The 24282-nt window shown below is 36.3% G+C and carries 22 protein-coding genes; 1 reads left to right on the forward strand and 21 read right to left on the reverse strand.

Annotation, left to right across the window (positions count from 1 at the left end):
- From mutL to A33S_RS0103320, 9 genes are all read right to left on the reverse strand, one after another.
- The coding region (gene mutL, locus A33S_RS11560) for a DNA mismatch repair endonuclease MutL (protein WP_017176558.1) at positions 1-507 on the reverse strand (507 nt) is incomplete at its 3' end.
- A 12-nt stretch (positions 508-519) separates the two neighbouring features.
- A complete protein-coding gene (gene mutS, locus A33S_RS0103285) occupies positions 520-3129 on the reverse strand; it encodes a DNA mismatch repair protein MutS (RefSeq protein WP_009381791.1) in 2610 nt (869 codons plus the stop codon).
- Positions 3130-3488: 359 nt separating this feature from the next.
- The gene (gene thiW, locus A33S_RS0103290) at positions 3489-3992 is read right to left on the reverse strand and encodes an energy coupling factor transporter S component ThiW (RefSeq protein ID WP_009381790.1); all 504 of its coding nucleotides are present in this window, start codon (positions 3990-3992) and stop codon (positions 3489-3491) included.
- A 15-nt stretch (positions 3993-4007) separates the two neighbouring features.
- A complete protein-coding gene (locus tag A33S_RS0103295) occupies positions 4008-4349 on the reverse strand; it encodes a YlbF family regulator (protein WP_009381789.1) in 342 nt (113 codons plus the stop codon).
- Entirely contained in the window at positions 4350-5888 is a 1539-nt protein-coding gene (miaB, locus tag A33S_RS0103300; protein ID WP_009381788.1) for a tRNA (N6-isopentenyl adenosine(37)-C2)-methylthiotransferase MiaB, read from the reverse strand.
- Positions 5889-6010: 122 nt separating this feature from the next.
- The gene (locus A33S_RS0103305; protein ID WP_009381787.1) at positions 6011-6304 is read right to left on the reverse strand and encodes a thiamine-binding protein; all 294 of its coding nucleotides are present in this window, start codon (positions 6302-6304) and stop codon (positions 6011-6013) included.
- A gap of 136 nt (positions 6305-6440) precedes the next feature.
- Positions 6441-7307 (reverse strand): 2-oxoacid:ferredoxin oxidoreductase subunit beta, encoded by an 867-nt coding sequence (locus A33S_RS0103310; RefSeq protein WP_009381786.1) that lies wholly within the window; start codon positions 7305-7307, stop codon positions 6441-6443.
- Positions 7308-9068 (reverse strand): 2-oxoacid:acceptor oxidoreductase subunit alpha, encoded by a 1761-nt coding sequence (locus A33S_RS0103315; protein WP_009381785.1) that lies wholly within the window; start codon positions 9066-9068, stop codon positions 7308-7310.
- Positions 9069-9177: 109 nt separating this feature from the next.
- Complete coding sequence (locus A33S_RS0103320) at positions 9178-9969, reverse strand: TIGR00282 family metallophosphoesterase (protein ID WP_009381784.1); 792 nt, start codon at positions 9967-9969, stop codon at positions 9178-9180.
- Between the two features lie 243 nt (positions 9970-10212).
- Between A33S_RS0103320 and A33S_RS0103325 the strand changes: the two genes are divergently transcribed.
- A complete protein-coding gene (locus tag A33S_RS0103325; protein ID WP_009381783.1) occupies positions 10213-10428 on the forward strand; it encodes a hypothetical protein in 216 nt (71 codons plus the stop codon).
- Between the two features lie 140 nt (positions 10429-10568).
- On the opposite strand, the gene A33S_RS0103330 is transcribed toward A33S_RS0103325, so the two are convergent.
- From A33S_RS0103330 to A33S_RS0103385, 12 genes are all read right to left on the reverse strand, one after another.
- Positions 10569-11405, reverse strand: a complete 837-nt coding sequence (locus A33S_RS0103330) for a hypothetical protein (RefSeq protein WP_009381782.1) — start codon at positions 11403-11405, stop codon at positions 10569-10571.
- Positions 11406-11535: 130 nt separating this feature from the next.
- Positions 11536-13095 (reverse strand): ribonuclease Y, encoded by a 1560-nt coding sequence (gene rny / locus A33S_RS0103335; protein WP_009381781.1) that lies wholly within the window; start codon positions 13093-13095, stop codon positions 11536-11538.
- Between the two features lie 299 nt (positions 13096-13394).
- Entirely contained in the window at positions 13395-14438 is a 1044-nt protein-coding gene (recA, locus tag A33S_RS0103340; RefSeq protein ID WP_009381780.1) for a recombinase RecA, read from the reverse strand.
- 158 nt (positions 14439-14596) lie between these two features.
- Positions 14597-15748, reverse strand: coding sequence for a CinA family nicotinamide mononucleotide deamidase-related protein (locus tag A33S_RS0103345; protein ID WP_009381779.1), 1152 nt, complete (start codon positions 15746-15748; stop codon positions 14597-14599).
- A gap of 135 nt (positions 15749-15883) precedes the next feature.
- Entirely contained in the window at positions 15884-16459 is a 576-nt protein-coding gene (pgsA, locus tag A33S_RS0103350) for a CDP-diacylglycerol--glycerol-3-phosphate 3-phosphatidyltransferase (RefSeq protein ID WP_009381774.1), read from the reverse strand.
- 51 nt (positions 16460-16510) lie between these two features.
- Positions 16511-16906 carry a helix-turn-helix domain-containing protein gene (locus A33S_RS0103355; RefSeq protein ID WP_009381773.1) on the reverse strand — a complete coding sequence of 132 codons (396 nt, stop codon included), beginning with the start codon at positions 16904-16906 and terminating at the stop codon, positions 16511-16513.
- 12 nt (positions 16907-16918) lie between these two features.
- The gene (locus A33S_RS0103360) at positions 16919-17758 is read right to left on the reverse strand and encodes a DUF3388 domain-containing protein (RefSeq protein WP_009381771.1); all 840 of its coding nucleotides are present in this window, start codon (positions 17756-17758) and stop codon (positions 16919-16921) included.
- Positions 17759-17862: 104 nt separating this feature from the next.
- Positions 17863-18567: an elongation factor P 5-aminopentanone reductase gene (ymfI, locus tag A33S_RS0103365; protein WP_017176559.1), complete on the reverse strand. Its 705-nt coding sequence runs from the start codon at positions 18565-18567 to the stop codon at positions 17863-17865.
- Positions 18564-19853 carry an EF-P 5-aminopentanol modification-associated protein YfmH gene (gene yfmH, locus A33S_RS0103370; protein WP_009381768.1) on the reverse strand — a complete coding sequence of 430 codons (1290 nt, stop codon included), beginning with the start codon at positions 19851-19853 and terminating at the stop codon, positions 18564-18566. The genes ymfI and yfmH overlap by 4 nt, the downstream gene beginning before the upstream one ends.
- Positions 19846-21108, reverse strand: coding sequence for an EF-P 5-aminopentanol modification-associated protein YfmF (yfmF, locus tag A33S_RS0103375; RefSeq protein WP_037556751.1), 1263 nt, complete (start codon positions 21106-21108; stop codon positions 19846-19848). The genes yfmH and yfmF overlap by 8 nt, the downstream gene beginning before the upstream one ends.
- A 48-nt stretch (positions 21109-21156) precedes the next feature.
- Positions 21157-21873 carry a GntR family transcriptional regulator gene (locus tag A33S_RS0103380; RefSeq protein WP_009381766.1) on the reverse strand — a complete coding sequence of 239 codons (717 nt, stop codon included), beginning with the start codon at positions 21871-21873 and terminating at the stop codon, positions 21157-21159.
- 2 nt (positions 21874-21875) lie between these two features.
- Positions 21876-24242 (reverse strand): DNA translocase FtsK, encoded by a 2367-nt coding sequence (locus A33S_RS0103385; protein WP_017176561.1) that lies wholly within the window; start codon positions 24240-24242, stop codon positions 21876-21878.
- Between the last annotated feature and the right edge of the window lie 40 nt (positions 24243-24282).

Raw genomic sequence — 24282 nt, forward strand, 5'->3', positions numbered from 1 at the left:
TTTACCAAGTTCCGTATACAAGCTTTTAATATATTTAAGTCGTGCAGGTGTATTATAGAAGAGATTTTCTACAAAGATATCGGTGCCTTGTTTCGCTTTAGCTGGCTTTTTCTCTATGAGTTCACCGTTTAACGCATAAATTTCAAAGCCGTCTTCACCATTGGTACACGTTTTCAATGTGACTTTTGACACGGAAGCGATACTTGCTAACGCCTCACCTCTAAAACCAAGCGTTCGCACGTGAAACAAGTCTTCGTCTTTATCAAGTTTACTCGTCGCATGTCGATGGAACAATAAGGGTAAATCGTCCTCTTCAATTCCACTACCGTTATCGACCACACGAATCGACTGAACCCCGGACTCTTTAACTTCAATATTAATTTCCGTAGCTTGAGCATCAATCGCGTTCTCAACGAGTTCTTTGACGACTGAACCGGGTCGCTCAACAACTTCACCTGCAGCAATCTTATTAGCGAGAGAAGTTTGAAGTTCTTTAATTTTACCCATATCATTCATCTCCTACTTTAACGCATTTTGTAATTCGCTCAGTTTCACAAGTGCCTCGATTGGTGTCATTTGAGAAAGATTTAAAGATTTAAGTTCGAGTTCAACTTCAGATTCCGCTTTCGAATCAAACAAGTCAAAGCTTGGTTGTTCAAAGGCATCTTTCGGTTGTTCAGGTGTTTTACGGTTACTTTCATCGTTAATAGACGCAGCTTCCTGGCGGACTTCGGTAGCATCTTCACTCGTCACTTTAGCTTGTTCAACGTCTTTATGTTCAAGTGAATCAAGAATCACTTTCGCACGGTCGATGACAGCTTCAGGTAAATGCGCAAGCTTAGCAACTTGAATACCATAGCTATCATCAACGGCACCGTCTTTAACTTTATGCAAGAAGATTAACTCACCGTGATGCTCATTAGCAGCAACATGTACATTCTTAAGCGCAGGTAACGTTTCATCTAGCGTTGTCAATTCATGATAGTGTGTTGAGAATAACGTTTTAGCATGGGACGTATTCGCGACATATTCAATCATCGCTTGAGCAAGTGCAAGTCCATCATATGTTGAAGTACCGCGACCAATTTCATCAAAGATAATTAAACTTTCCTGAGTCGCATGCTTTAATGCTTTTTGAGCTTCAAGCATTTCCACCATAAACGTACTCTTACCTGATACTAAATCATCTGCTGCTCCGATACGCGTAAATATCTGGTCAAAGATCGGTAGCGTCGCTTTATCAGCAGGTACATACGCACCCATCTGCGCCATTATACTAATAATTGCTACTTGTCGCATATACGTCGACTTACCAGACATATTAGGCCCCGTAATTAAGTAAATAAACGTTTCATCATCAAGCTTACAATCGTTAGGCACATAGTCATTGTGATCCATCACACGCTCTACAACAGGATGTCTTGAATCTTGTAAATCTAGCGTTCGCTCAGCGCTAAATTCAGGTTTCACATAGTTATACTTTTGCGCAATTTCCGCAAAGCTCTGTAAGCAATCGAGTTCAGAAATTAATTTCGCTTGCTGTTGCAATTTAGAAGTATAACTCTTAACCTTCTCACGTAATTCTAGGAACAATTGATACTCAAGGTCGATAGCCTTCTCCTCAGCCCCCAAGATCAATGCTTCCTTCTCTTTTAACTCATCCGTTATGAAACGTTCCGCATTAGACAATGTTTGCTTACGCTCATAGCCATAGTCCCCCGGTGAAAAGCCCTTTAAATTCGCGCGCGTAATTTCAATAAAGTAACCAAATACTTTATTAAAACGAATCTTTAACGAGCGAATACCCGTACGCGCTTGTTCCTTTTGCTGCAGTTCAGCTAACCATGACTTACCATTACGAGATGCTTCTAAGTACTCATCAAGTTGTGCATGATAATCCGCTTTGAAAAGCCCACCTTCCTTAACAGAAATAGGTGGTTGTTCAACAATACTTTGTTCGAGTAGCTCAAGTAAGTCATCTAATGGTTCTAATTGATTAAACTGAGGCGATTCATAGCCTTCAAGAGAGTCTAGTAACGCTAAAATATTCGGAATTTCTGCGATTGAATGCTTGAGTTGAATCAAGTCTTTCGCGTTCACATTACCGTAATTCACGCGACCAACTAAACGCTCGATATCATAGACTTGTTTTAAATAGTCGCGTAACGTATCACGCTCGATAAAGTAATTTAAAAAGCTTTCAACGGCTTTTTGACGCGCTTCAATATCCGCTTGAACGATAAGCGGTCGGTCAATCCATTGTTTTAAACGTCGTGCACCCATAGGCGTCTTCGTTTCATCCATGAGCCAAAGAAGCGTACCTTTTTTAGATTTAAGACGCATGCTTTCAGTTAGTTCCAGATTACGTTTCGCATAGTAATCCATTTTCATATAGTGAACCGCTTCATACATCTTGACGTTTTCAATATGAGATAAATCTCGCTTTTGCGTTTCATGAATGTAGTCTAATAAAACTTGCGTTGCTTGATAACTCGATTCATGCGTGGCATTATTCATCTCATATTGAACATCTGATAACGATTCTTTAAGCGTTATTGTTTCAGTTATGACACTCACTTGACGTTTCAAATCATCGGATAAAGGTTGTTGAATAATAATTTCATTCGGGTTAATTGTTGTGATTTCATTGATTAAAGTAGCTTCATCGGTAAAATGCGTTGCCTTCAATTCACCCGTTGATACATCACAGTAAGCTAATGCGAAATCATCGGCTTGAATAAGACTTAAGATAAAATTATTTTCTTTCTCATTGATACCATTCTCTTGCATCACGGTACCAGGTGTTACGATACGTACGACTTCGCGTTTAACCATACCTTTAGTTTGAGTTGGATCTTCCATCTGTTCACAAATCGCAACTTTATAACCATTTTGAACGAGCGTATCAATGTAGTTATCAGCTGAATGATACGGCACACCACACATCGGGATAGGATTTTCCTTCTTCGCATCACGCTTCGTTAACGTAATTTCTAAGACCCTTGAGGCTTCAATCGCATCTTCAAAGAACATCTCATAGAAGTCACCTAATCTAAAAAATAGTAAACAATCTTCGTATTGGTCTTTAATATTTAAATACTGTTTCATCATAGGTGTTACTTTCGCCATAGTATTCACAGTCCTTCTTTATTATCACACTTTTTCTTTGTCTTAACGCATATATTTTATCAAAATATCACTTAATTAACTACTCATTCAAAATATGCAGAAATTTATAAAATGATATTAATTCCACATAGGGCTTTTCAAAAAGAAAAAAATGAGTCATACGCCACTGCGCAGACTCACTTTAAATTTAAGTACTAAAAAAAAGTATATTTAAACTTTATTTTTAATTTCCTAATCAGCATGCTTTCCTGGGGCGTGGCTGGAGCCTGTAGTCTCCAGACACACGCTTCTTCCCTAGGAGTCAGCTAATTAGGAAATTAATATCACATTACCAACCTAGTTTGATCAATATTCTAGATTTATCGCTTGTATTTATGAGAAAACTTATCGATTAAACCGCGTTTTTTAAGAACCATTAAAAGCACGTAACTAATAATAGCGCCTACAAAACTTGAAACCATAAACGTCATCATAAGCGGACGAATCATAAAGTTTTGAATGTTGAGTACCATCGCTAATGGAATACAAACTAAACTACCAATGATGCCCGTACCAATAACTTCGCCAATTGCTGCCACAAAAATGTGTTTACGGTACATATATAAGATACTCGCTAAGAATACCCCGATCATACTACCAGGAAAGGCAAATGGGCTTCCGATACCAAATATCATGCGAATAACGGATGATAAAAACGCTTGTGCTAAACCAAACCATGGTCCTAAGAATACGGCGCTTAATACATTAATAAAGTGCTGCATAGGTGCTGCTTTAATTGGACCGAGCGGAATTGTAATGAGTGTACTTAACACAACATTTAAAGCTACAAACAATGCTGTAAGTACGAGTTTATTCGTACGCAATGCTTTTATCCTCCTTTAATGATTCATTTCGTCATTTAAGATATCCACCATTGAATGTAAGAACGTATTCGCATCTTGTTGCGCGACTTTAAATTCTCCAACAATGGGTAACGCGTCAATTTTCTTTTGTATATCAGAAATATGAGATTCAGATTGATTGAACGCGGTCTCTTTACCGTAATTCTGTAAATTTACAGATTGCTTTTGATTCATTTTAAGACGTTTCATGTAGGCATCAAGTCGTTGATTATGATGAATTTGATCTTCTACACGCTTGTAATCTTGGATCATGTCTAAGTCTTGAATTTTAAGACTAATACGATTGGCCTCTTGAATGATATCGTCTTTGCTGTACATTTATTGCGCCACCATAGCGTCATGAATGCCTACGAATTCACCATTTAGGGAATATTGTCTTGGATCAGTGATTTTAACATCCACTAATTTACCAATAACGTCTTTAGGCCCTCTGAAGTTAACGAGTTTATTCTTATCTGTATAACCAGCTAACACTTCATCGTCTTTCTTACTTGTACCTTCACAAAGCACTGTAACAACTTCATTATCATATCGCTTGAGTGCTTCTTGACAATATTCGCCGACTTTTTTGTTTAATGTTTGTAAACGTTCTTTTTTAACACGAGTTGGTACATTGTCTTTCATTTTAGCTGCAGGTGTACCGTCACGTTGAGAGTAGATGTACGTATAAGCATGCTCGAAACCAACTTCATCGTAAAGCGTTAAGGTATCTTGGAATTGTTCTTCTGTTTCATTTGGGTAGCCTACAATGATATCAGTAGTTAGTGCTACATCTGGAATCTTAGCTTTAATACGTTCAACTAAATCTAAATAACTTTCACGTGTGTATTTACGTCCCATAATTTTAAGTACCGCGTCATTACCTGATTGAACTGGTAAATGAATATGAGGCACGATATTGCCACCTTTCGCAATGACATCAATCATATGGTCTGTAAAGTCCCACGGGTGACTCGTTGTAAAACGAACACGCGGAATATCAATCTTAGAAATATCTTCAAAGAGATCGCCTAAACCATATTCAATATCCTTAAGGTCTTTACCGTAAGAGTTAACGTTCTGGCCTAGTAACGTAATCTCTTGATAACCTTGACGTGCTAAATCACGAACTTCATCAATAATATCTTGTGGTCGACGACTACGTTCTTTCCCTCTTGTAAAAGGCACGATGCAATACGTACAGAATTTGTCACAACCATACATAATGTTAACCCAAGCTTTAATGTTGCCTTCACGAACTTTAGGAAGGTTCTCGATAACATCGCCCTCTTTAGACCATACATCAACAACCATCGCTTTAGACATATATGCTTCTTCTAAAATCTCAGGTAACTTATGAATGTTGTGCGTACCGAATATCATATCTACGTTTTGATATGATTTTAAAATTTTATTGACAACAGATTCTTCTTGAGACATACAACCACATACGCCAATTAAGCAATCAGGACGTTCTTTTTTAAGATGTTTTAAGTTACCTATTTCACTAAACACTTTATTTTCCGCATTTTCACGGATGGCACAAGTATTGAGTAAAATAACGTCAGCTGAGTTAATATCAGTTGATGGTGTATAACCAAGCGCACCAAAGATACCTGCCATAACTTCAGTATCGTGTGCGTTCATTTGACAACCATACGTTTTAATAAAGAACGTACGACCGTTACCCATACCACGATATTTCTCATCGATTTGGAAATCACGATTATATTGAACTTCTTCTTTACCACGCTTACGCGCCTCTTTAAGGCTCGGTGGTTGATAAACATGCTCAAAGTATTTGCTATAATCTTTTTCTTCTTTATCACGGTGGTTTAGGACGTCTAAACTACCCGCTTTTCTTTGTTCTTCATTCACATTAAAAACCCTTTCTCGCCATATATCATCTTTTCATTATATTAAATTTAAGTAAAAAGTGCAAAATGAAAATTTTGTTTAAAGATGATAAGGAATGAAGTGAATACATCTCGCGTTAAGCCTTAATCATCATACTTGCCAGTAAGTGTTTCAATCGAAATCCCTTCTGGTACATGATAAAACTTAATTTGATTCATTAAACTTTCCACTTCAAGTTCAACCATACGTTCGTTCATCTTTTGAATTAAAATTAATAACTCGCTCATTTCGCCTTCAATCGTTGTTTCTAATGGACCTACTCTATACTTTAATCCGGACTCATCAATTACACGAATTGCTTCATCTACGTACGGAATCACGTCTTCACCATTCTTCGGTCTTGGTATCATTTGAATACTCATTAATGTATCATTCATCACAAACAACCACCTTAAATGTATTTTTAAATAGAAAAACTACTTACATTATAACGTTGATGTAAGTAGTTTTACCATGAATTATTGAGAATCGACCTAAACAAGACAACTCGTGTCCGTCAAAGTCGCTTATATATTAAACGAATTGTTTCATTAAGTCATTGAATTGATTTTCATCAAGCTTAATATCTTGCTTAGCAAGTGGTTCTTCGTTGAACGTATCGATTTGAGACTCATAAGATGGTGTTTCTGTATCTTGATACACGATACCTTTAATGAGCGAATCATAATCAAGCACAGTTTGCACAGCTTTTTGTTTATCTGACGGATCATAGTTCTCGATGTCATCAATACTTGTAAGATTTTCTTTAAACCAATCATACGTATTGACTTTATTATACGTAACACATGGTGAGAACACGTTCACAAATGAGAAACCATCGTGATTAATCGCATCTTCAATCATCTTCGTTAATCCTTTAATATCACTTGAAAAGCCCTGTGCGACAAATGTGGCACCTGAAGATAACGCTAATTCAAGCGGTGCAATATTCTTTTCAATATTACCTTTAGGTGTTGTCTTCGTTACAAAACCAGGTGCAGATGACGGTGATGTTTGACCTTTAGTTAAACCATAAATTTGGTTATCCATAACAATATACGTCATGTTCATGTTACGACGTAATGCATGAATCGTATGACCCATACCAATCGCATAACCATCTCCGTCACCACCAGAAGCAATAACTGTTAGCTCACGGTTAGCCATTTTAACACCTTGAGCTAAAGGTAATGCACGACCGTGGATGGCATGTACGCCATAAGCATTAATATATCCTGATAAACGACCTGAACAACCAATACCCGTAATTAAAGCAACTTCGTCAGGTTCTAAGCCTACATTAGCCGCTGCTTTTTGAATGGCCGCTTGTACTGAGAAATCACCACAACCTGGGCACCAGTTCGGCTTAACATTATTTCTAAAATCTTTAAACGTAGCCAACTATACCAACTCCTTTAATTCATTGGCAACTTCTAAACCTTTTTCTTCAATTTCGTGTGGTAAGAAAGGTGTACCATCATACTTCGTTTGTTTAACTAATTTATCGTTAACATTCACGTTCATTTTTAAGATGCTTGCAAGTTGACCTTGATAATTGTGCTCAGCAACAATAACTTTTGAAGCTTGATCAATTGCATCTTGAACCGTCTTAGATGGGAATGGGTGTAGCTGACGAATATGCATATGATTTACTTTAATGCCTTTAGCATCTAATCTTTCGATACCTTCGTCAATGGCACCCTTCGTTGAAATAAAGCCAATATATAAAATGTCCGCTTCATCATAGTTATTTGAATACGTAACAGGATCTTTCATAACTAAGTTTTCAGTTTTACGCATTCTCTTTTCCATTTGAGCTTGACGGTTTTCGCTAACTTCACTTGGTTTACCTTCTTCGTTGTGTTCAACACCAGTAATGTGGTGAATACCGCCTTTAACGCTTGGTAGAGGACGAGGTGATACGCCACTGCCAGTTAACGCATAACGCTTGAAGTACCCTTTATCATCTTCATCGCGTTCAATATCACTTTGAATTGTCTCGCCACGACGAATTTCAATTTTACTATAGTCTAAGTTTTCAACTGTTTGCTTACCAAGTGATAATTGTAAATCACTTAAGATAATCACAGGACATTGATATTCTTCAGCAAGGTTGAACGCTTCAATTGTTAAATAAAAGGCATCTTCAGCATCAGTAGGTGCTACCACAATTTTAGGAATATCACCGTGTGTACCATAAATCATTTGCATTAAGTCAGATTGTTCCTGTTTAGTTGGTAGTCCTGTTGATGGGCCACCACGTTGCGTATTAATAACAACAAATGGTGTTTCAGTCATACCAGATAGACCGATTGATTCCATCATTAGTGATAAACCAGGTCCAGCTGAAGCTGTAAATGCACGGACACCAGCGTAGTTTGAACCAATAGCCATCGTCGCTGCTGCAATTTCATCTTCAGTTTGAATAACCGTACCGCCAACTTTAGGTAAGTTATCAATCATATATTCCATAATTTCTGAAGCTGGCGTGATTGGATATGCCGCCATAAATCTTGAGCCTGCTGATATCGCACCTAAACCAATCGCATCGTTACCAATCATATAAAGATGCGGATTAGAATGTGATTCTTCAAGTTCAAAGTCGCCTTCAATTGTTTCTAACTGTTCCTTCATAAGATCGTAACCTTGTTTAAGTGCATCAATGTTTAATTCAACGACCTTTTCGCCTTTTTTCTGGAACATATTTTCAATAAGATTTTCGAATACGTCTAAACGTAAATTCATGACTGCACATGTCGCACCAACTGCAACCATGTTTTTCATTAGCGTCGTGCCTAATTCTTTAGCAATTTGTGTGAAAGGTAAATCAATGAGTTGTGCTTTGCAATCGTCTGGTTTTTCAGGTTTCGCTTTTGTATCAGCGATAATAATACTATCTGAACGCATTTCGTGATGGTTCACTTCAATCGTTTCTTGGTCAAAAGCCACTAAGATATCTAAATCATCACTAATCGCATGTACTGGTGATGTTGAGACTCTTATTTTATTATTTGTATGACCGCCTTTAATTCGACTTGAAAAGTGTCGATAACCATATAAATAATAACCTTTACGGTTCATAGCTGTAGCAAAGATTTCACCCGTAGATTCAATCCCTTCACCTTGTTGTCCGCCGACTTTCCATGATACTTGTGATTTCATGTCACATGCCTCCTAGGGATTTTAATTCATTTCTAATCATATCAAAAGAACCCACTAGATACCATGGTATTAGTGGGTTTTAGCCTAAATTCATACTAATGGACGATACTTATTCTAATGGGTGATCATCGTTCACAAGAACGCGTTCAATACGTTTTGTACGACCTTCTTTATCAAGGTCAATGATACATCCTGAGAGTACCATACGACCTTCATCTGGTACGACATGACGTTGCGGTAAACTTGTGATAAAGCGTTCAATAATTTCATCTCGATTAATTCCTAGAATACCGTCGTAATAGCCAGTCATACCTACGTCGGTAATATAGCCTGTACCTTGAGGTAAAATACGTTCATCGGCCGTTTGGATGTGTGTATGTGTACCTACCATCGCACTCACACGACCATCTAAGAACCATCCCATCGCGTTCTTCTCAGAAGTCGTCTCAGCGTGAAAGTCTACAAATATATAGTCGGTAACTTGTTTCGCTTCTTCAATTAAAGCGTTCGCTTTTTTAAAAGGATCATCGATATCTTGCATAAATGAACGACCTTGTAAATTGATTATAGCAAGTTTAATATCGTTGATTTGAATGTAACGCATACCAACACCTGGTGCTTCCTCAGGGAAATTGGCTGGGCGTACCATGCGTTTCGCATCATCTATAAATTCATATATTTGACGTTGACCATATGTATGGTTACCCATCGTCATAAAGTCTACGCCTTCACGTAAAAGTTGCTTATAAATCTTTTCTGTCAAACCTTTGCCGTGTGCAGCATTCTCAGCATTTACAATCGTCACTGTAGGTTTATATTTATTTTTAAGCTTTTGAAGATAAGTCGAAATAGCTTCACGACCTAATTTCCCAACGATATCCCCAATAAATAAAATTCGCATGCTTGTTCATCCTTTCATTACCCTAAGTGTAAAATAATTTGATGAAAATGAAAAGTGAGTGTCAAAATTTGTTCAAATCTGAATGTAAAATAATGTATTAGTTAAATTGTGAGCGGGTATATTAGAATTACAAATAAAGATTGTCGCTTGATTGCCTAGGCTATACATGACGATGTCTTTATCTTTTACAATTTTTATCTAAAAATTGGGAATTTTAATTAATTAGGAGATGTAAAAAGTAGTATGTCTATTAATATCGAACCAGAAAAATTTGCTGATTTAGTAGTTAAAGCTAATCCATCAAATAGTGAAAATCCTGAGGAAATTTCGAAGGAAGCACTTGAGCTTTACATCACTGCTTATCGCATGGCTGAAAGATACGCAAATCTTTCAACTGGTTGCCTAGATACTAAGAGCACGATTAAAAAAGTAAAAGAATCAAAACTACAACTTAGCTAATTAAAGACTATTAATCATTTCACATATATAGAATTAGTTATAGAAGAGACACCTATCGTCTTTTTTAAAAAAAGAAATTTTACAAGAAAGCGCGAATGCAAATCAATGTTTGTACTCGCGCTTTCTTGTATTTTGAGCGGTTAAATATTAGAAAATAAGCTTTTATATAGGTTATATAATTTAGAAGCACATTGCTTTTGATACATACGAATCATACATAAAAAAAGCAGCACACTGCTTAAAATAAACGTTAGAATAGGAAATAGTATACTTAACTTTAAGAACTCAGATTTAACGTGTTGAATTGGATAGTCATTCGCAATTCCACTTTCATCAACCAGTGTACGATAGTCCATATTACGGTTTACAAAGTCAGGCGTAAGATTCATATTAAAATCTCTCAGTTGTGAATCAATTTGATAGAGCTTAAGTTGCTCAGGATAGTTCTTGTCTTTAACTAGCAGCGATAGTATATAATCCTCAGACAATTTATCCTTTTGATAAATGAGTGCGGCATCTTCATAGCGATGTTGATACGCTTTACCATTTAGCTTAAGCGGTGACATGTCTACGCTTTCATCGTTGATATACACATCCGTAAATCCATCATCCTTTTTCTTCTTCTCTAATGTAATCGTTTGATGTGCCATATGGTAACGTTTCGTATAAACCTCATAGTCTTTGGACAATAATTCATATAACTCATTTTTAGTGCGTGCAAATTGGGAATCATTTTTCTTTAACACGAATTCATGTTCAATCTGAATCGTACCAACGCGTTGATTATTTTTACCAACAACGTGCGTAATATCTTCCTCATTGTTTGGTACTTTTAATGTTGTAACAAGATGATGAGACTCATAATCATTAAGACTAATCTTTAAAATAATACCATTTATGATAGGTATAAGTGAGCATATAAATAATAAGCTACTTGCTAGCAGCCATAGTATGAGTTTTTTATTTCGTTTAAGCATGTCATAACTCCTAAGATGTTTTTTATATTATACCATATCTAATTTTTTAAATATATAATTTATTTTAGAACTTAACTAACGGGCACAAAAAAAAACGAAACATGATAACATGTCTCGTTTCGTTAAATCATTATTTTGCATATTCAATTGCTCTCGTCTCTCGAACAACTGTCACTTTAATATGACCTGGGTATTGAAGTTCATCTTCAATTTGTGATTTTATGTCTCTAGCTAAACGATGTGCTTTTAAATCATCTATAGAATCTGGCGATACGACAACGCGTATTTCTCGTCCAGCTTGAATTGCGAATGCTTTTTCAACACCATCATAACTTTCAGATAATTCTTCTAAGCGCTCTAAACGCTTGATGTAATTTTCAAGTGTTTCTTTACGTGCGCCTGGTCGTGCTGCTGATAACGCATCGGCTGCGGCTACAAGAATTGAAATAATCGTTGTTGGCTCAACATCTCCGTGGTGAGAATGGATGGCATTGATAACCGTTTCAGACTCTTTATATTTCTTAGCGAGTTCTACACCAATCTCCACGTGACTACCTTCAACTTCATGATCGATAGCTTTACCGATATCATGTAACAATCCTGCACGTTTAGCGAGCGTTACATCTTCACCAAGTTCAGCTGCAAGCATACCAGATAGATGTGCAACTTCAATAGAATGTTTAAGTACATTCTGACCGTAACTTGTACGGTATTGCATTCTACCGAGAATCTTAATAAGATCTGGATGCATGTTATGTACATTTAATTCAAATGTAGCTTGTTCACCAGCATCGCGAATAATCTCATCAACTTCTTTACGTGCTTTATCAACCATATCTTCAATTCTTCCTGGATGAATACGGCCATCAGAAACAAGATTAACTAAAGCTGTACGTGCAATTTCACGTCTTATAGGATCAAAACCTGATAAAATAACAGCTTCAGGCGTATCATCAATAATTAAATCAATGCCTGTTAATGTTTCTAATGTACGAATGTTACGACCTTCACGACCGATAATTCGACCTTTCATTTCATCATTAGGTAAGTTAACAACAGATACAGTAGACTCAGTCGTATGTTCAGCTGCAAGGCGCTGTACAGTTGTTGCTAAAATTTCTTTTGCAGTCTTATCAACTTTTTCTTTCGCTTCTTTTTCCTTTTCTTTAACAAGTATTGCAATATCATGTGACAGTTCTTCTTCCACACGAAGAAGTTGTTCGTTACGAGCTTCCTCTTGTGTGAGACCGGAGATGCGTTCTAGTTCTTGTTCGTGCTTCATTATTATTGTTTGAACACTTCGCTCATTTGCATCTACTTGTTGTTGTCTTTCTTCAATTTTAGATTCCTTTTGCTCTAAAATCTCGTCTTTTTTATCTAAAAGATCCGATTTTCGCTCCAAGTTTTCTTCCTTTTGAAGAAGTCGGGTTTCTTGTCTTTGAAGATCACCACGTCTCTCTCTAAGTTCGTTTTCAGCGTTTTCTCGTATTAATTGGTTTTCTTCTTTGGCTTCTATTAATTTTTCTTTTTTGAGATTAGCTGCTGATCTTTTTGCTTGTTCGATGATATCTTCAGCAGTTTGCCTTGCTTGTATTTGTTTGCTCTGCAATAAGTGATGGGCAATGAAATACCCTACAACAACTCCTAGAATTACTCCTAGCAAAATGAGTAAGAGGGTTAATAAATTCACACAAACACCTCCTTTTTCTAGGATTTGGTACTGTATATCAAATCTAATATGATTATATGAATTATATAAGAATCATACATATCAATTGTACGTTTAATGATAGAGTAGTGTCAAGGTTTCCCCTTACCTTTATCGTTTATGATTTTATAATTTTTATTTTATTTTTGGAAAAATTTCCCACCGATTTAAATATAGAAATTTTATCTAAATAACCAAGCCATTTTTTCGACTTTTCAATAAAAAAAGACATAGTTGGATTATTAAACGTCCAACCATGTCTTAATTGATTATAAGATAACTTATTCGTCAAATAACGTTGGTGATTCATTTTCTTCTGTTTCTTCAACATCACCGTCTTTAATTCCTAATGTTTCACGTAGTTTTTGATCGATTTCGTTCATAATTTCAGGATTTTCTTTTAAGTAGTTTTTAACATTTTCTTTACCTTGACCCATGCGGTCACCATTATAAGAATACCAAGCACCTGATTTATCGATAATATCGTTTTGAACACCTAAATCGATGATTTCGCCTTCTTTAGAGATACCTTTACCATACATAATATCAACTTCAGCAATTCTAAATGGTGGTGCAACTTTGTTCTTAACAACTTTAAGTTTCGTACGGTTACCTACGATATCTTGACCTTGTTTAAGTTGTTCGGCACGTCTAACTTCTAAACGAACTGAACTATAGAATTTAAGTGCACGGCCACCAGGCGTTGTTTCAGGATTACCAAACATAACGCCAACTTTTTCACGGATTTGGTTGATAAAGATAGCAGTCGTATTTGATTTTGAAATAGCACCAGAAAGTTTACGTAGCGCTTGAGACATTAAGCGGGCTTGTAAACCAACGTGCGCGTCGCCCATCTCACCTTCAATTTCTGCTTTAGGTGTTAAAGCAGCTACAGAGTCGACAACGACAATGTCAACGGCACCACTACGAACGAAAGCTTCAGCGATTTCTAAACCTTGCTCACCGTGGTCTGGTTGAGATAGGTATAAATTATTTATGTCTACACCTAATGCTTCAGCATAAACTGGGTCTAAAGCGTGTTCGGCATCGATAAATGCTGCAATACCGCCATTCTTCTGAACTTCAGCGATAGCATGTAATGCAACTGTTGTTTTACCTGAACTTTCAGGACCATATACCTCTATGATACGGCCTTTAGGATAACCGCCTACACCTAACGCGTTATCAAGCGTTACAGAACCACTTGATACACTAGAAACACGGCGACCTTTGTTGTCACCTAGTTTCATAACTGCACCTTTACCGAAAGATTTTTCCATATTCTTAATGACTGTATCTAAAGCCTTTTGACGTTCATTACTCAATTTGGAACCCCCTATTTGAATTCTCTTTTTTAGATTTACCCATACTATACAACCTATTTTTTAAAAATACAAGCATTTTGCGAATATCCGTTCGATATTTTAAGCGAAATATCGTCATATTTACGAACATGCGTTTTCAATTTCTAAGAAACTGAGCACTAAGTTGTACGGTTTAAATCTTTTAGTAAACGTATGAGTACATAATTTTGACTTCTGTCTCTTTTTAATGTGTAATTATGAGACATTTCAAATTGCATCGACTTAAAGTGATCGTTTTTAAGGATGCCAACGTATATTGTTTTACCTTCATTACAAATAGATATACCTATTTTGCTTTTAAATAAGGATTGAACGAGCTGCGCACTAAATTCTAATCGCGCTTCAACTGGCATGTTAGGATCTACGAAGGCCTCATTCTCAGGAAGATACCCTGTTAAAAGTTTCTGATCATTATAAGCTTGAAGTCGCGGATAAAGTGCGCCTTCAGACACTTCGTCATAGATACTAATTGAGTCTTGTAGTTCATGCATAAAGGCTTCCTCAAGTAATACATCATCTGAACCGTAATAATACATACCGATACGACTTAAAATCTCATCTTTAACGGGTTGAATGTTAGCTTTGCATTGATCAATCGTTTCGTCTTTAGAAGTTAGACGAATCTTTACTTCATGTGCACCAGCTAAAGGTGCAATTGTAGGATTTGTTTGTGCATCAATTAAATCCATCAATTCTGTTTCAACTTGTGATTCTCCGATGCCACAGAATTTTAGCATTTCTGAATAGATGGTATTCTCATCGTTCGTAAAGTAAGGCATTAACTCATGCTTAACCATGGGTTTTAGTTCACGAGGAGGTCCAGGTAATAAAGCGACGATCTTACTGTCCTTTTCAAGATACATACCTGGTGCCATGCCAACTTCATTCTTAAGTACTTTAGAACCTTTAATAACGAGTGCTTGTTGTTTATTATTAGGTGTCATCGTTTTATTTTGTTCTTTAAAGTAGTTTTCAATATATGTCATGGCTTCTTGGTCCATCTCTAAAGTTGTATTAAATAAAGAAGCTACAGTTTGTTTCGTTAAATCATCTTTCGTAGGTCCTAAACCACCTGTTAAGATAACGGCATCATGATATTTGAGTGCTTCTGACATCACACGTTCTAAACGTTTAGGATTATCACCTACAACGATATGTTGTAAGACATCATGTCCCACTTCATTAAATCTTTGAGATAAATACGTACCGTTCGTATTTGTAATTTGACCAAGTAAGAGTTCTGAACCTACAGCGATGATACATATTTTCATATGTGGATCCTCCTTAAATATAGAAAAAGCCTGAGACGTGTATAAGCATTTTATATGCTTGTTTCAATTCACAATCGTTAAAACGTGAGAATTGAGGATGCGTCCCAGACTTATCGAATCATTGATTATTATATGTTATTTTTTACTATTTTGTAAGAATACTGCTCGACCTTTATAAAAGTATTCAATACCTGAAAGAATCGTAAAGAATACGCCGATATAAAGTAAAATTTGACCTAAATAAATTCCGAATGGATCGCCAAATAATAATAAGATAATTGCTACCATCGTTACGGCAGTTTTAATTTTTCCTAATTGACCTGCAGCACTTACATAACCTTGTTCTATTTGTAATAAACGTAGTCCTGTTACAGCAAATTCACGCGCAATTATAATGATTGCTACTACTGAATTTGTGATATCAAGTTGCACAAGTACGATTAAAGCACTTGATACAAGTAATTTATCTGCTAATGGATCTAAGAATTTACCCATGTTTGTAACAAGTTGCCACTTACGTGCAAGGTAACCATCTACCCAGTCACTGACAGATGCTAATACAAAGATAATACCACTTATAATTAGCTCTATTCTTACATTATTTCCACCTAAAATTGAGATTGAACCAAACCCAAAATTATTGAGTGCAAATATAATAAATACTGGAATCAAAATAACACGAAATAATGTAATTTGATTAGGTATATTCATTTTCAAGCCTCTTTTCTAAAATCATTCTTGCTCTATTATACATGAATTTTTTTAAAATACGAGTGCCATTATAACCCAAATTACAGCCGTAATGATGACAAAGCTTGAAACGAGTGTGCTGAGCTGGTAAATATCTTTATTATTTTTACGATATGTAGGAACTGTTTTATCGTTTGAAAATTTCTCAAGTGCTTTTTCGGCAGAGTACTTTGTACGCGGTAACTCATCACGATGTTGTTCGATTAATCGATTACCATCTATGTTAACTGCGCTCGCATACTTATGAATAAATCCTTTAACATATTTAGAAGAAGCAACACTTTTAAAGTCATTGTTTTCAATACTTCTCAAAGTATCGCCTTGAATGCCTGTTTTGTCTGCAATTTCATGTAACGTCATACCCAAATTTTCACGTTTAGATTTTAAAATTTGACCTAACTCTGCCACTTACATTCACTCCTAATTTGAAAAGAAACCGAATCCGTCTCCGAAATCTCCCATGTCATTACTAAAATCAAGGTTATTCTTTTGTTTCACAGTTTGTTTTTTCATATGTTCATATTGAATTTCTTGGTCATGATTTTCTCGTAATTCAATAATATAATCAAAGTCATCCATCTCATATTCACTACTTTGAACAAATAAATCTGGATGCTCAACAACTTTAACCACTGGCATCGTCATAACTTCACGTACAAGGTCTTGGTGTTTTTGATTGCTTTCACGTGCAGTAACGGCGCCATCAATGATATAAACATGGTCATCACCATATTCACCTTTAATGAGTGAGCTTCTTACCGTTTGTTTAATCAACGTTGAACTAATAAACAACCATCTCTTGTGCGCACATACACTGCCTGCAACAATTGATTCAGTCTTACCTACACGCGGCATACCACGAATTCCGATAAGCTTGTGCCCTTCTTCTTTAAAGATTTCAGCTAAAAAGTCGACAAGTAAACCGAGGTCTTCACGTTCGAATTTATATGTCTTTTTATCTTCTTTATCTTGTTTAATATAACGACCGTGTCGAACTGCTAAACGGTCACGAAGTTCAGGATCTCTTAACTTCGTTAATGAAATGTCATCAATCTCTTGAATAATAGATTCAAAGCGATTAATTTTTTCATAACTATCAGACTTAATTAATAATGCACGTTTACCTTGATCAAGACCATTAATTGTAACAATGTTAATGCCTAACATACCAAGTAAACTTGAAATATCCCCCAACAAACCTGCTCTGTTCATTTTAATATCATATTCTAAGTACCATTCTTTCTTTGTAACTGCTGTCATGATATGACACCCCTTAATCACAATTCAGTAAGCGTTTTATTACTTTATATCATAACACTTAGTTATAAAGACATTCAAAGCTTTTCTGAATTGTCGCTTAAGTTTTATACATACCAACCGCCGTTTATACGATGAACCGTTCCCGTGATACTTTGAGACATTGGATCAAGTAAATATATACAAGCATGTGCAACTTCTGAAGGCGCTATCAGACGTTGCTGCGGAATTTCTTCAAGAATAGCTTCTAAGTCAGATTGGTCGAAGTCATCAGTCATGCGTCCACGTACGATACCTGGCGCTAGCGCATTTACCGTTACTGAAGTTAACGCTACCTCTTTGGCGAGGGCTTTTACAAAAGCAAGCTGGGCACCTTTCATAGTAGAATAAATGGTTTCGAAGCTCGCACCCGTTTCGCCCCATATTGATGAAACGACGACAATGCGGCCCTGGTCACTTTGTCTTAACTGATCAATAAAGTGTCGAGACAATCCGATAAGATGCTTAACATTTAAGTTATAGCAAGCATCAATTGTTACATCGTTCATATCTTGTAGCTGACCATAAAGACTTTGACCGCTAACATAAATCAGCGCGTCTAGGTTTTGAATAAAGTCAAAAGCGTTAATATCAATTTCAGTCTGCGATAAATCAGCTTGCACAAATGTCACTGGTTGATGCTTGAATTCATTCTCAAGGTCATTTAACTGAGCGTGATGGTAGTGCAATATAACCTCATAATCCTTTTCCAAGAGTGCATGAACGATAGCCTTGCCGATGCTACCTGAACCACCTAATACGAGTGCTTTCATGATTGCTTGTTTTCTAATCGACTATCTACCATGTTGTCTAAATCTAAGAATTCTCGAGATGTCTGATTAACGCTTTCTATCGTAATTTCTTCCATGATATCGAGCAGTTCAAATAAACTGATACCTTCAAAGTAGAATTTCGTGTATTGGTTCGCGATGTATTCCGGCGCGTTGAGGCCTGAGATAAATTCACCGATGAATTGTTTCTTTAACAGTCTAAACGCAATTTCATCTTTAATTTGACCTTGTTGTTGCTTTAATTCGTCAGTAATTAATGTTTTTAAACGGTCTGGTTCATGTGTAGCACTTGTCACAATTGAAAAGCCATATGTGCGTTCCAGAACAAATTGATAACCGAATGTTTCATCGATAAGATCTTGATTTAAGAGATTTTGATAAAATTCTGTTTCTTCGCCGAAAATCATCTCAAAGAACAATGTCATTTCAAGGTCGTGTTTCACAAGTTCACGATCTTCAATTTCTTTAATCGGGTTTTTAAAACCTAGCATTAAACGTGGTGATTGAATAGGCATCTCTTCCGTAACATACTTCTGTTTAACTTCATACGGCTCGTCAATATGAAATCTTTCAATCGTTGGTTGATTTGTTTTATCACGCTTATCCTCATGTTGGCGTACGACTTTACTAATGTGATCAGGGTCTACATCGCCAACGACAAATAAGACCATATTAGATGGGTGATAGAATGTTTCATAACATAAGTATAAATCGTCTTTCGTAATGTCATAAATACTATCAACTGTTCCAGCTATATCTACTCGAATCGGATGATTATGGAACATTGAACGCAGTGTATTAAACATTAGTTTGTAAGCGGGTTGTTCTTGATACATTTTTATTTCTTCTGCGATAATACCCTTTTCTTTATCTACCGTTTCTTTCGTAAAATAAGGACTTTCTACCATTTTAAGTAAACGTAAGATATTGTCTTCAACGTTCGAAGTTGCGCTAAATAAATAACTTGTACGGTCAAAACTTGTAAACGCATTGACTTGAGCATTATCTTCAGCGAATTCTGTAAATAAGTCGCCGTCTTCTTTTTCAAATAATTTATGTTCTAAGAAGTGTGCAACACCATCTGGGACTTTAACAAATTCGTTGGATTGATGCGGTTTAAACGTATTATCAAGCGATCCAAATTTAGTTGTATACGTGACAAATGTCTTTTGAAATCCTGGTTTAGGAATGACAAATAATTTTAAACCGTTCTGCATTTCAGTTTCATATACGGTCTCATCTATACGTTCAAAGTACGTTTTATTCATTTACATCTTCCTCCTTCGTTAAGATGTAAATCGTATCAAGTTCAGCTTGGTCACAAAGGTTTTGAACATCTGCTCTTGAGACTTTCTTGATGTTCTGTATGAACATTTCGTCAGTCATTGGTACATCTAATAAGAGTTGATTATGCATAATTTCAATCATGTTCTTAGGACGGTCTTTTGATTCAAGACGATGTGATTGGATAATTTTCTTAGCTAAATTTAATTGATTGTCGCTGAATTCGCCATTTTTTATCTTAGTGAATTCCTCTATAATCGTGTCCTTTGCTTGCTCATACTTATCTTTTGAAACGCCGCTCAATACAAATAGAAAACCGTTTTTAGCATCGATTTGCGAATGAATCGAGTAAGCAAGGCTTTGCTTTTCACGAACTTCATTAAATAAAACAGACGATGGATCGCCACCGAACATCATATTAAATACGACGAGTGCGAAATACGCATCTTTACCGAATTCCGTATTAAATTTAAAGCCCATGTTTAATTTGGCTTGATCTACGTCAGCATATTCGACAATCGTGTTCGTTTCATCATTATTATGTATCGCTGAAATTTGAGAAGGTTTATATGTAAATGGCTTAATTGCGAATTGTTGCTTTATTTGTTCTTCTGCTGCAGCTTTATTTACATTACCAACCACATATACTGAACAGAAATCATTTTCAATCATGGATTGATACGTTTCGTATAAAGAAGCAGGTGTTACTTTCTCAAGTTCCGTTAAATCACCCGTAGCAAGAAAGCGATAAGGATGGTCGTTGAACATATGTTTAAGTAGGTTTAAGTATGCAAGCTGAGATTTGTTATCGTTCATCGCTTTTAATTTCTTACGTAACAATGACTTTTCTTGTTGTAAGAATTGTGTGTTGAACGCGCCATTTTCTACTAAAGGATTCCAAATGATTTCATTAAGTAATTCGAGTCCCTTTTCGAAAAGTGGTGTGTCATCAGTTAGATAACGTTCATTAACAATTTCTAAGCTAATCGTGATAACGTGCTTGTCTTTAAACTTGGATACGTAACTATGTATGTATGCGCCATAAAGGTCAGATAAGTGACGATTAAATGCTTTATCGTCTGGCCATTTTTGTGTTGCTCTTACTAAAATCTTACTGAGTAAGGATCGATGTGTCATCGTTTTAACATCGAGTGGCGCCATAAATTTAAATGTAACAATCGTTGTTTTAAATTTATCTGTCGGTGTCACTTCAGTGTGAATGAGTGGCTCATCTTTCATTAGATTGTCCAATATATTACCTCACTTTCATTAAAATCGTTACATCTATTATAAACGTTTTCGAATTGTTTGAAACTTAACTAAGCTACTTTTTAAATAATTAAGTGAATATAAAATAGGTTTGTCATTCGAATCATAATGTATTTGCTTGAGTAACATTAATGCATCATGCGGATTCGCATTTAATGCTTCTGAAATATAAGGTTCATAACTAATTGATTCTATTTCAGTGCGTGCGTATGTGATATTACAGTCTGATGAAAGCTCAATGGCTTTTAAAATAGAACGCTCATGAGATTGATATTCTTGAGCCGAAAGGATAGCTGTCGGCACTTTATCAAGACAATAAACGACAGGCTCATCGTTTGCAGTACGAATGCGTTCAATTACGGTAATATCTGCCTCAGGTTCGATATTTAAGACATCACAATCGTGTGACGACGCAACTTCTTCATCTAAACTTAAGAAATGCGTACCTGAGCGATACCCTTTTTCTTCAATCATTTGGTTGATACTAACGAGTTCATGTAAAGGGTAGAAAAAAGGTCTTATCGTTTTAACATATGCACCTTCACCAAAGTTTTGCGTGATAATTTGCTCTGTAACGAGTTCGTGAATGGCTTCATTTACTTCACCCGTTTTGACATCAAGCAATCTTGAAAGATCGTAAGCGCCTGGTAAAGATTCCCCAGGCTGAATACGTTCTTCCTTGATTTCATTAATAATCCATTCTTTGACTTTATTGATTGATACATTTGTTGACATGATTACACCTCTTCTTCACTTAAATCTACAAGAACTTGTCTTGGTTTACTTCCCTTTTGTGGACCGATGATGTTATTGCGTTCTAAATCGTCCATTAATCTTGAAGCACGATTATACCCTATTCTAAACTGACGCTGTAATAATGACGTACTCGCTTTTTGCTTTTCAACGACAAACATATAAGCATCTGGATAGATTGGATCTTCACTTTCCATCTCAGATTTATCAACTGGCGCGTCAGGTTCCATTTCCTTAACATAGTTCGCCTTTTGTTGTTCTACTACATAATTCACTACTGTCTGAACTTCTTCATCGCTTAAGAAGGCACCTTGAACTCGGGTTCTAATTGAACCACCATTAGCGACAAATAACATATCACCTTTACCTAATAGCTTTTCAGCACCCGAACTATCGATAATCGTTCGAGAGTCAGTTTGGGAACTCACCGCAAAAGCAATTCGTGATGGAATATTATTTTTAATGAGCCCTGTTATAACGTCTACAGAAGGTCTTTGTGTCGCAATGATAAGGTGAATGCCGGCTGCACGGGCCATTTGCGTAATACGTGTGATAGCACCTTCTACATCTTTACCTGCAACCATCATTAAGTCTGCTAGCTCATCGACTATAACCACGATATACGGTAGTTTAGCTTGCTTTTCGTCCATATCTTGATTACTTTTCTCGATGTATTGATTATAACCTTCGATATTACGCGTTCCAGTGTGTTGGAATAAATCATAACGACGTTCCATTTCACCTACAATTTTATCTAGTGCCTGAGAAGCCTTTTGAGGATTTGTCACAACAGGCGTTAAGAGGTGTGGAATACCGTTATAAACGTTTAACTCAACCATCTTAGGATCAATCATCATGAGTTTAACTTCGTGTGGTTTTGCGTTAAGCAAGATACTTGTAATAATACCGTTAATACAGACTGACTTACCACTACCAGTAGAACCTGCTACGAGTAAGTGTGGCATTTTGTTTAATTCAGCTGTAATAGGATCACCTGAAATATCACGACCTAGCGCAACTTCAAGTTTGTTTTTGGCAGGGAATTTTTCATCGAGCACTTCTTTAAGTGATACTAATGCAATATGGTCGTTCGGTACTTCAATACCAACAGCTGACTTACCCGGTATTGGAGCTTCGATACGCACATCTTTCGCTGCTAGTGCTAAGGCGATATCACTATGAAGATTGACGATTTTACTCACTTTAACACCTTGTGCCGGTTGAATCTCATATTGTGTTACAGCTGGACCGATTTTAATTTGAGTGACATTTGCGTTTACACCAAAATTCTTGAGCGTATTTTCAAGTAAACGCCCCTTCTTTTGAACTTCAGCTTTAGATGTTGATTTCTGCTTTTTAGGTTCATTTAATAATGTTAATGGTGGAATGGTATACGCATGGTTCTCAGCTTCACCAGCTTCTGAAATTGAACCTTCACTTTCACCTACTTCACCTGATGATGATAGTTGTGACGCTTCTTGCTGCGCAGGTTCTCTTTTAGGTGTAGACGTAGGCTTAGGCGTTTCCTTAGTAGGTGCCTGTGGTTCAGGTTGCTGTACATCGTCTTCATCTTGATGACCATATATTGGAATTGAACTTGAACCTGTTGGGTGGTCCTCCATCGTAGGCGTCACGTCTTCGAAATTCGAAACATCTTTAGGTTTCTTTGATCGTCTGCGATTCACAGGTTTATCTTCTTTGTTAGCACGACGGTTCGCACGTTTATCCTTATAAGATGAAACAGAGCGATTGAGTCGTGACTGAGTACGCTCAAAGGCGCTTTTCGAGACGTCACGGTGCTTTTTCTGTTGAAGCAAAATGATGCTCGATATTAATAATAGCGACATCAATAGGAAAAGCCCTACAATAGAAATCAATGGAATAAAAAGTTCAAACATATAATATCCAAATAAGCCACCGCCAAAATTTGAAAATCTCGTTATATCATATGTATGGAAAACGTGTGATAATACAGGCTCTCTTCTCGCCTTTTCCCCAGAAGTAAAAAAATAAACAAATTGTGCAATAAGTAAAAGTTCAGGAAGTAAAAGAATTGATCCAAGCATACGTCTCGATTTAGGTAGTTTACCGTTAAATGCTAAAAATCCAGTAGCTAGTAATAAGAGTATATATACATAATAGCGACCCATACCAAATAAATAATTGAAAAAACTATCTATTGCGATGCCAATAATTCCTAACTGAAAGATACCTAAGATGAGGACAATTACTGCTATGATCGCTAATAAAAAACGCAATGTGTGGTCGTTTTGTTTTTTCGTTGTACGTTTCTTACCTTTTTTCTTTGTTGTTTGACGCTTCGATGTGGTACGTTTTTTACCTTGTGGCAAGATATGTCACCTTCTTTTACTTAAAAATAAATATAGTGTT

Origin of the sequence: Staphylococcus massiliensis CCUG 55927 (genome assembly GCF_000298075.1) — a bacterium.
Lineage (GTDB): Bacteria > Bacillota > Bacilli > Staphylococcales > Staphylococcaceae > Staphylococcus > Staphylococcus massiliensis.

What these genes read in the sequence shown, in the direction of transcription:
- mutS (WP_009381791.1), bottom strand. Translation starts at nt 3,129, where the DNA reads ATGGCGAAAGTAACACCTATGATGAAACAGTATTTAAATATTAAAGAC.
- A33S_RS0103295 (WP_009381789.1), bottom strand. Translation starts at nt 4,349, where the DNA reads ATGTACAGCAAAGACGATATCATTCAAGAGGCCAATCGTATTAGTCTT.
- A33S_RS0103305 (WP_009381787.1), bottom strand. Translation starts at nt 6,304, where the DNA reads ATGAATGATACATTAATGAGTATTCAAATGATACCAAGACCGAAGAAT.
- A33S_RS0103315 (WP_009381785.1), bottom strand. Translation starts at nt 9,068, where the DNA reads ATGAAATCACAAGTATCATGGAAAGTCGGCGGACAACAAGGTGAAGGG.
- A33S_RS0103320 (WP_009381784.1), bottom strand. Translation starts at nt 9,969, where the DNA reads ATGCGAATTTTATTTATTGGGGATATCGTTGGGAAATTAGGTCGTGAA.
- A33S_RS0103325 (WP_009381783.1), top strand. Translation starts at nt 10,213, where the DNA reads ATGTCTATTAATATCGAACCAGAAAAATTTGCTGATTTAGTAGTTAAA.
- A33S_RS0103330 (WP_009381782.1), bottom strand. Translation starts at nt 11,405, where the DNA reads ATGCTTAAACGAAATAAAAAACTCATACTATGGCTGCTAGCAAGTAGC.
- A33S_RS0103345 (WP_009381779.1), bottom strand. Translation starts at nt 15,748, where the DNA reads ATGAAAATATGTATCATCGCTGTAGGTTCAGAACTCTTACTTGGTCAA.
- pgsA (WP_009381774.1), bottom strand. Translation starts at nt 16,459, where the DNA reads ATGAATATACCTAATCAAATTACATTATTTCGTGTTATTTTGATTCCA.
- A33S_RS0103360 (WP_009381771.1), bottom strand. Translation starts at nt 17,758, where the DNA reads ATGACAGCAGTTACAAAGAAAGAATGGTACTTAGAATATGATATTAAA.
- ymfI (WP_017176559.1), bottom strand. Translation starts at nt 18,567, where the DNA reads ATGAAAGCACTCGTATTAGGTGGTTCAGGTAGCATCGGCAAGGCTATC.
- yfmH (WP_009381768.1), bottom strand. Translation starts at nt 19,853, where the DNA reads ATGAATAAAACGTACTTTGAACGTATAGATGAGACCGTATATGAAACT.
- yfmF (WP_037556751.1), bottom strand. Translation starts at nt 21,108, where the DNA reads ATGAAAGATGAGCCACTCATTCACACTGAAGTGACACCGACAGATAAA.
- A33S_RS0103380 (WP_009381766.1), bottom strand. Translation starts at nt 21,873, where the DNA reads ATGTCAACAAATGTATCAATCAATAAAGTCAAAGAATGGATTATTAAT.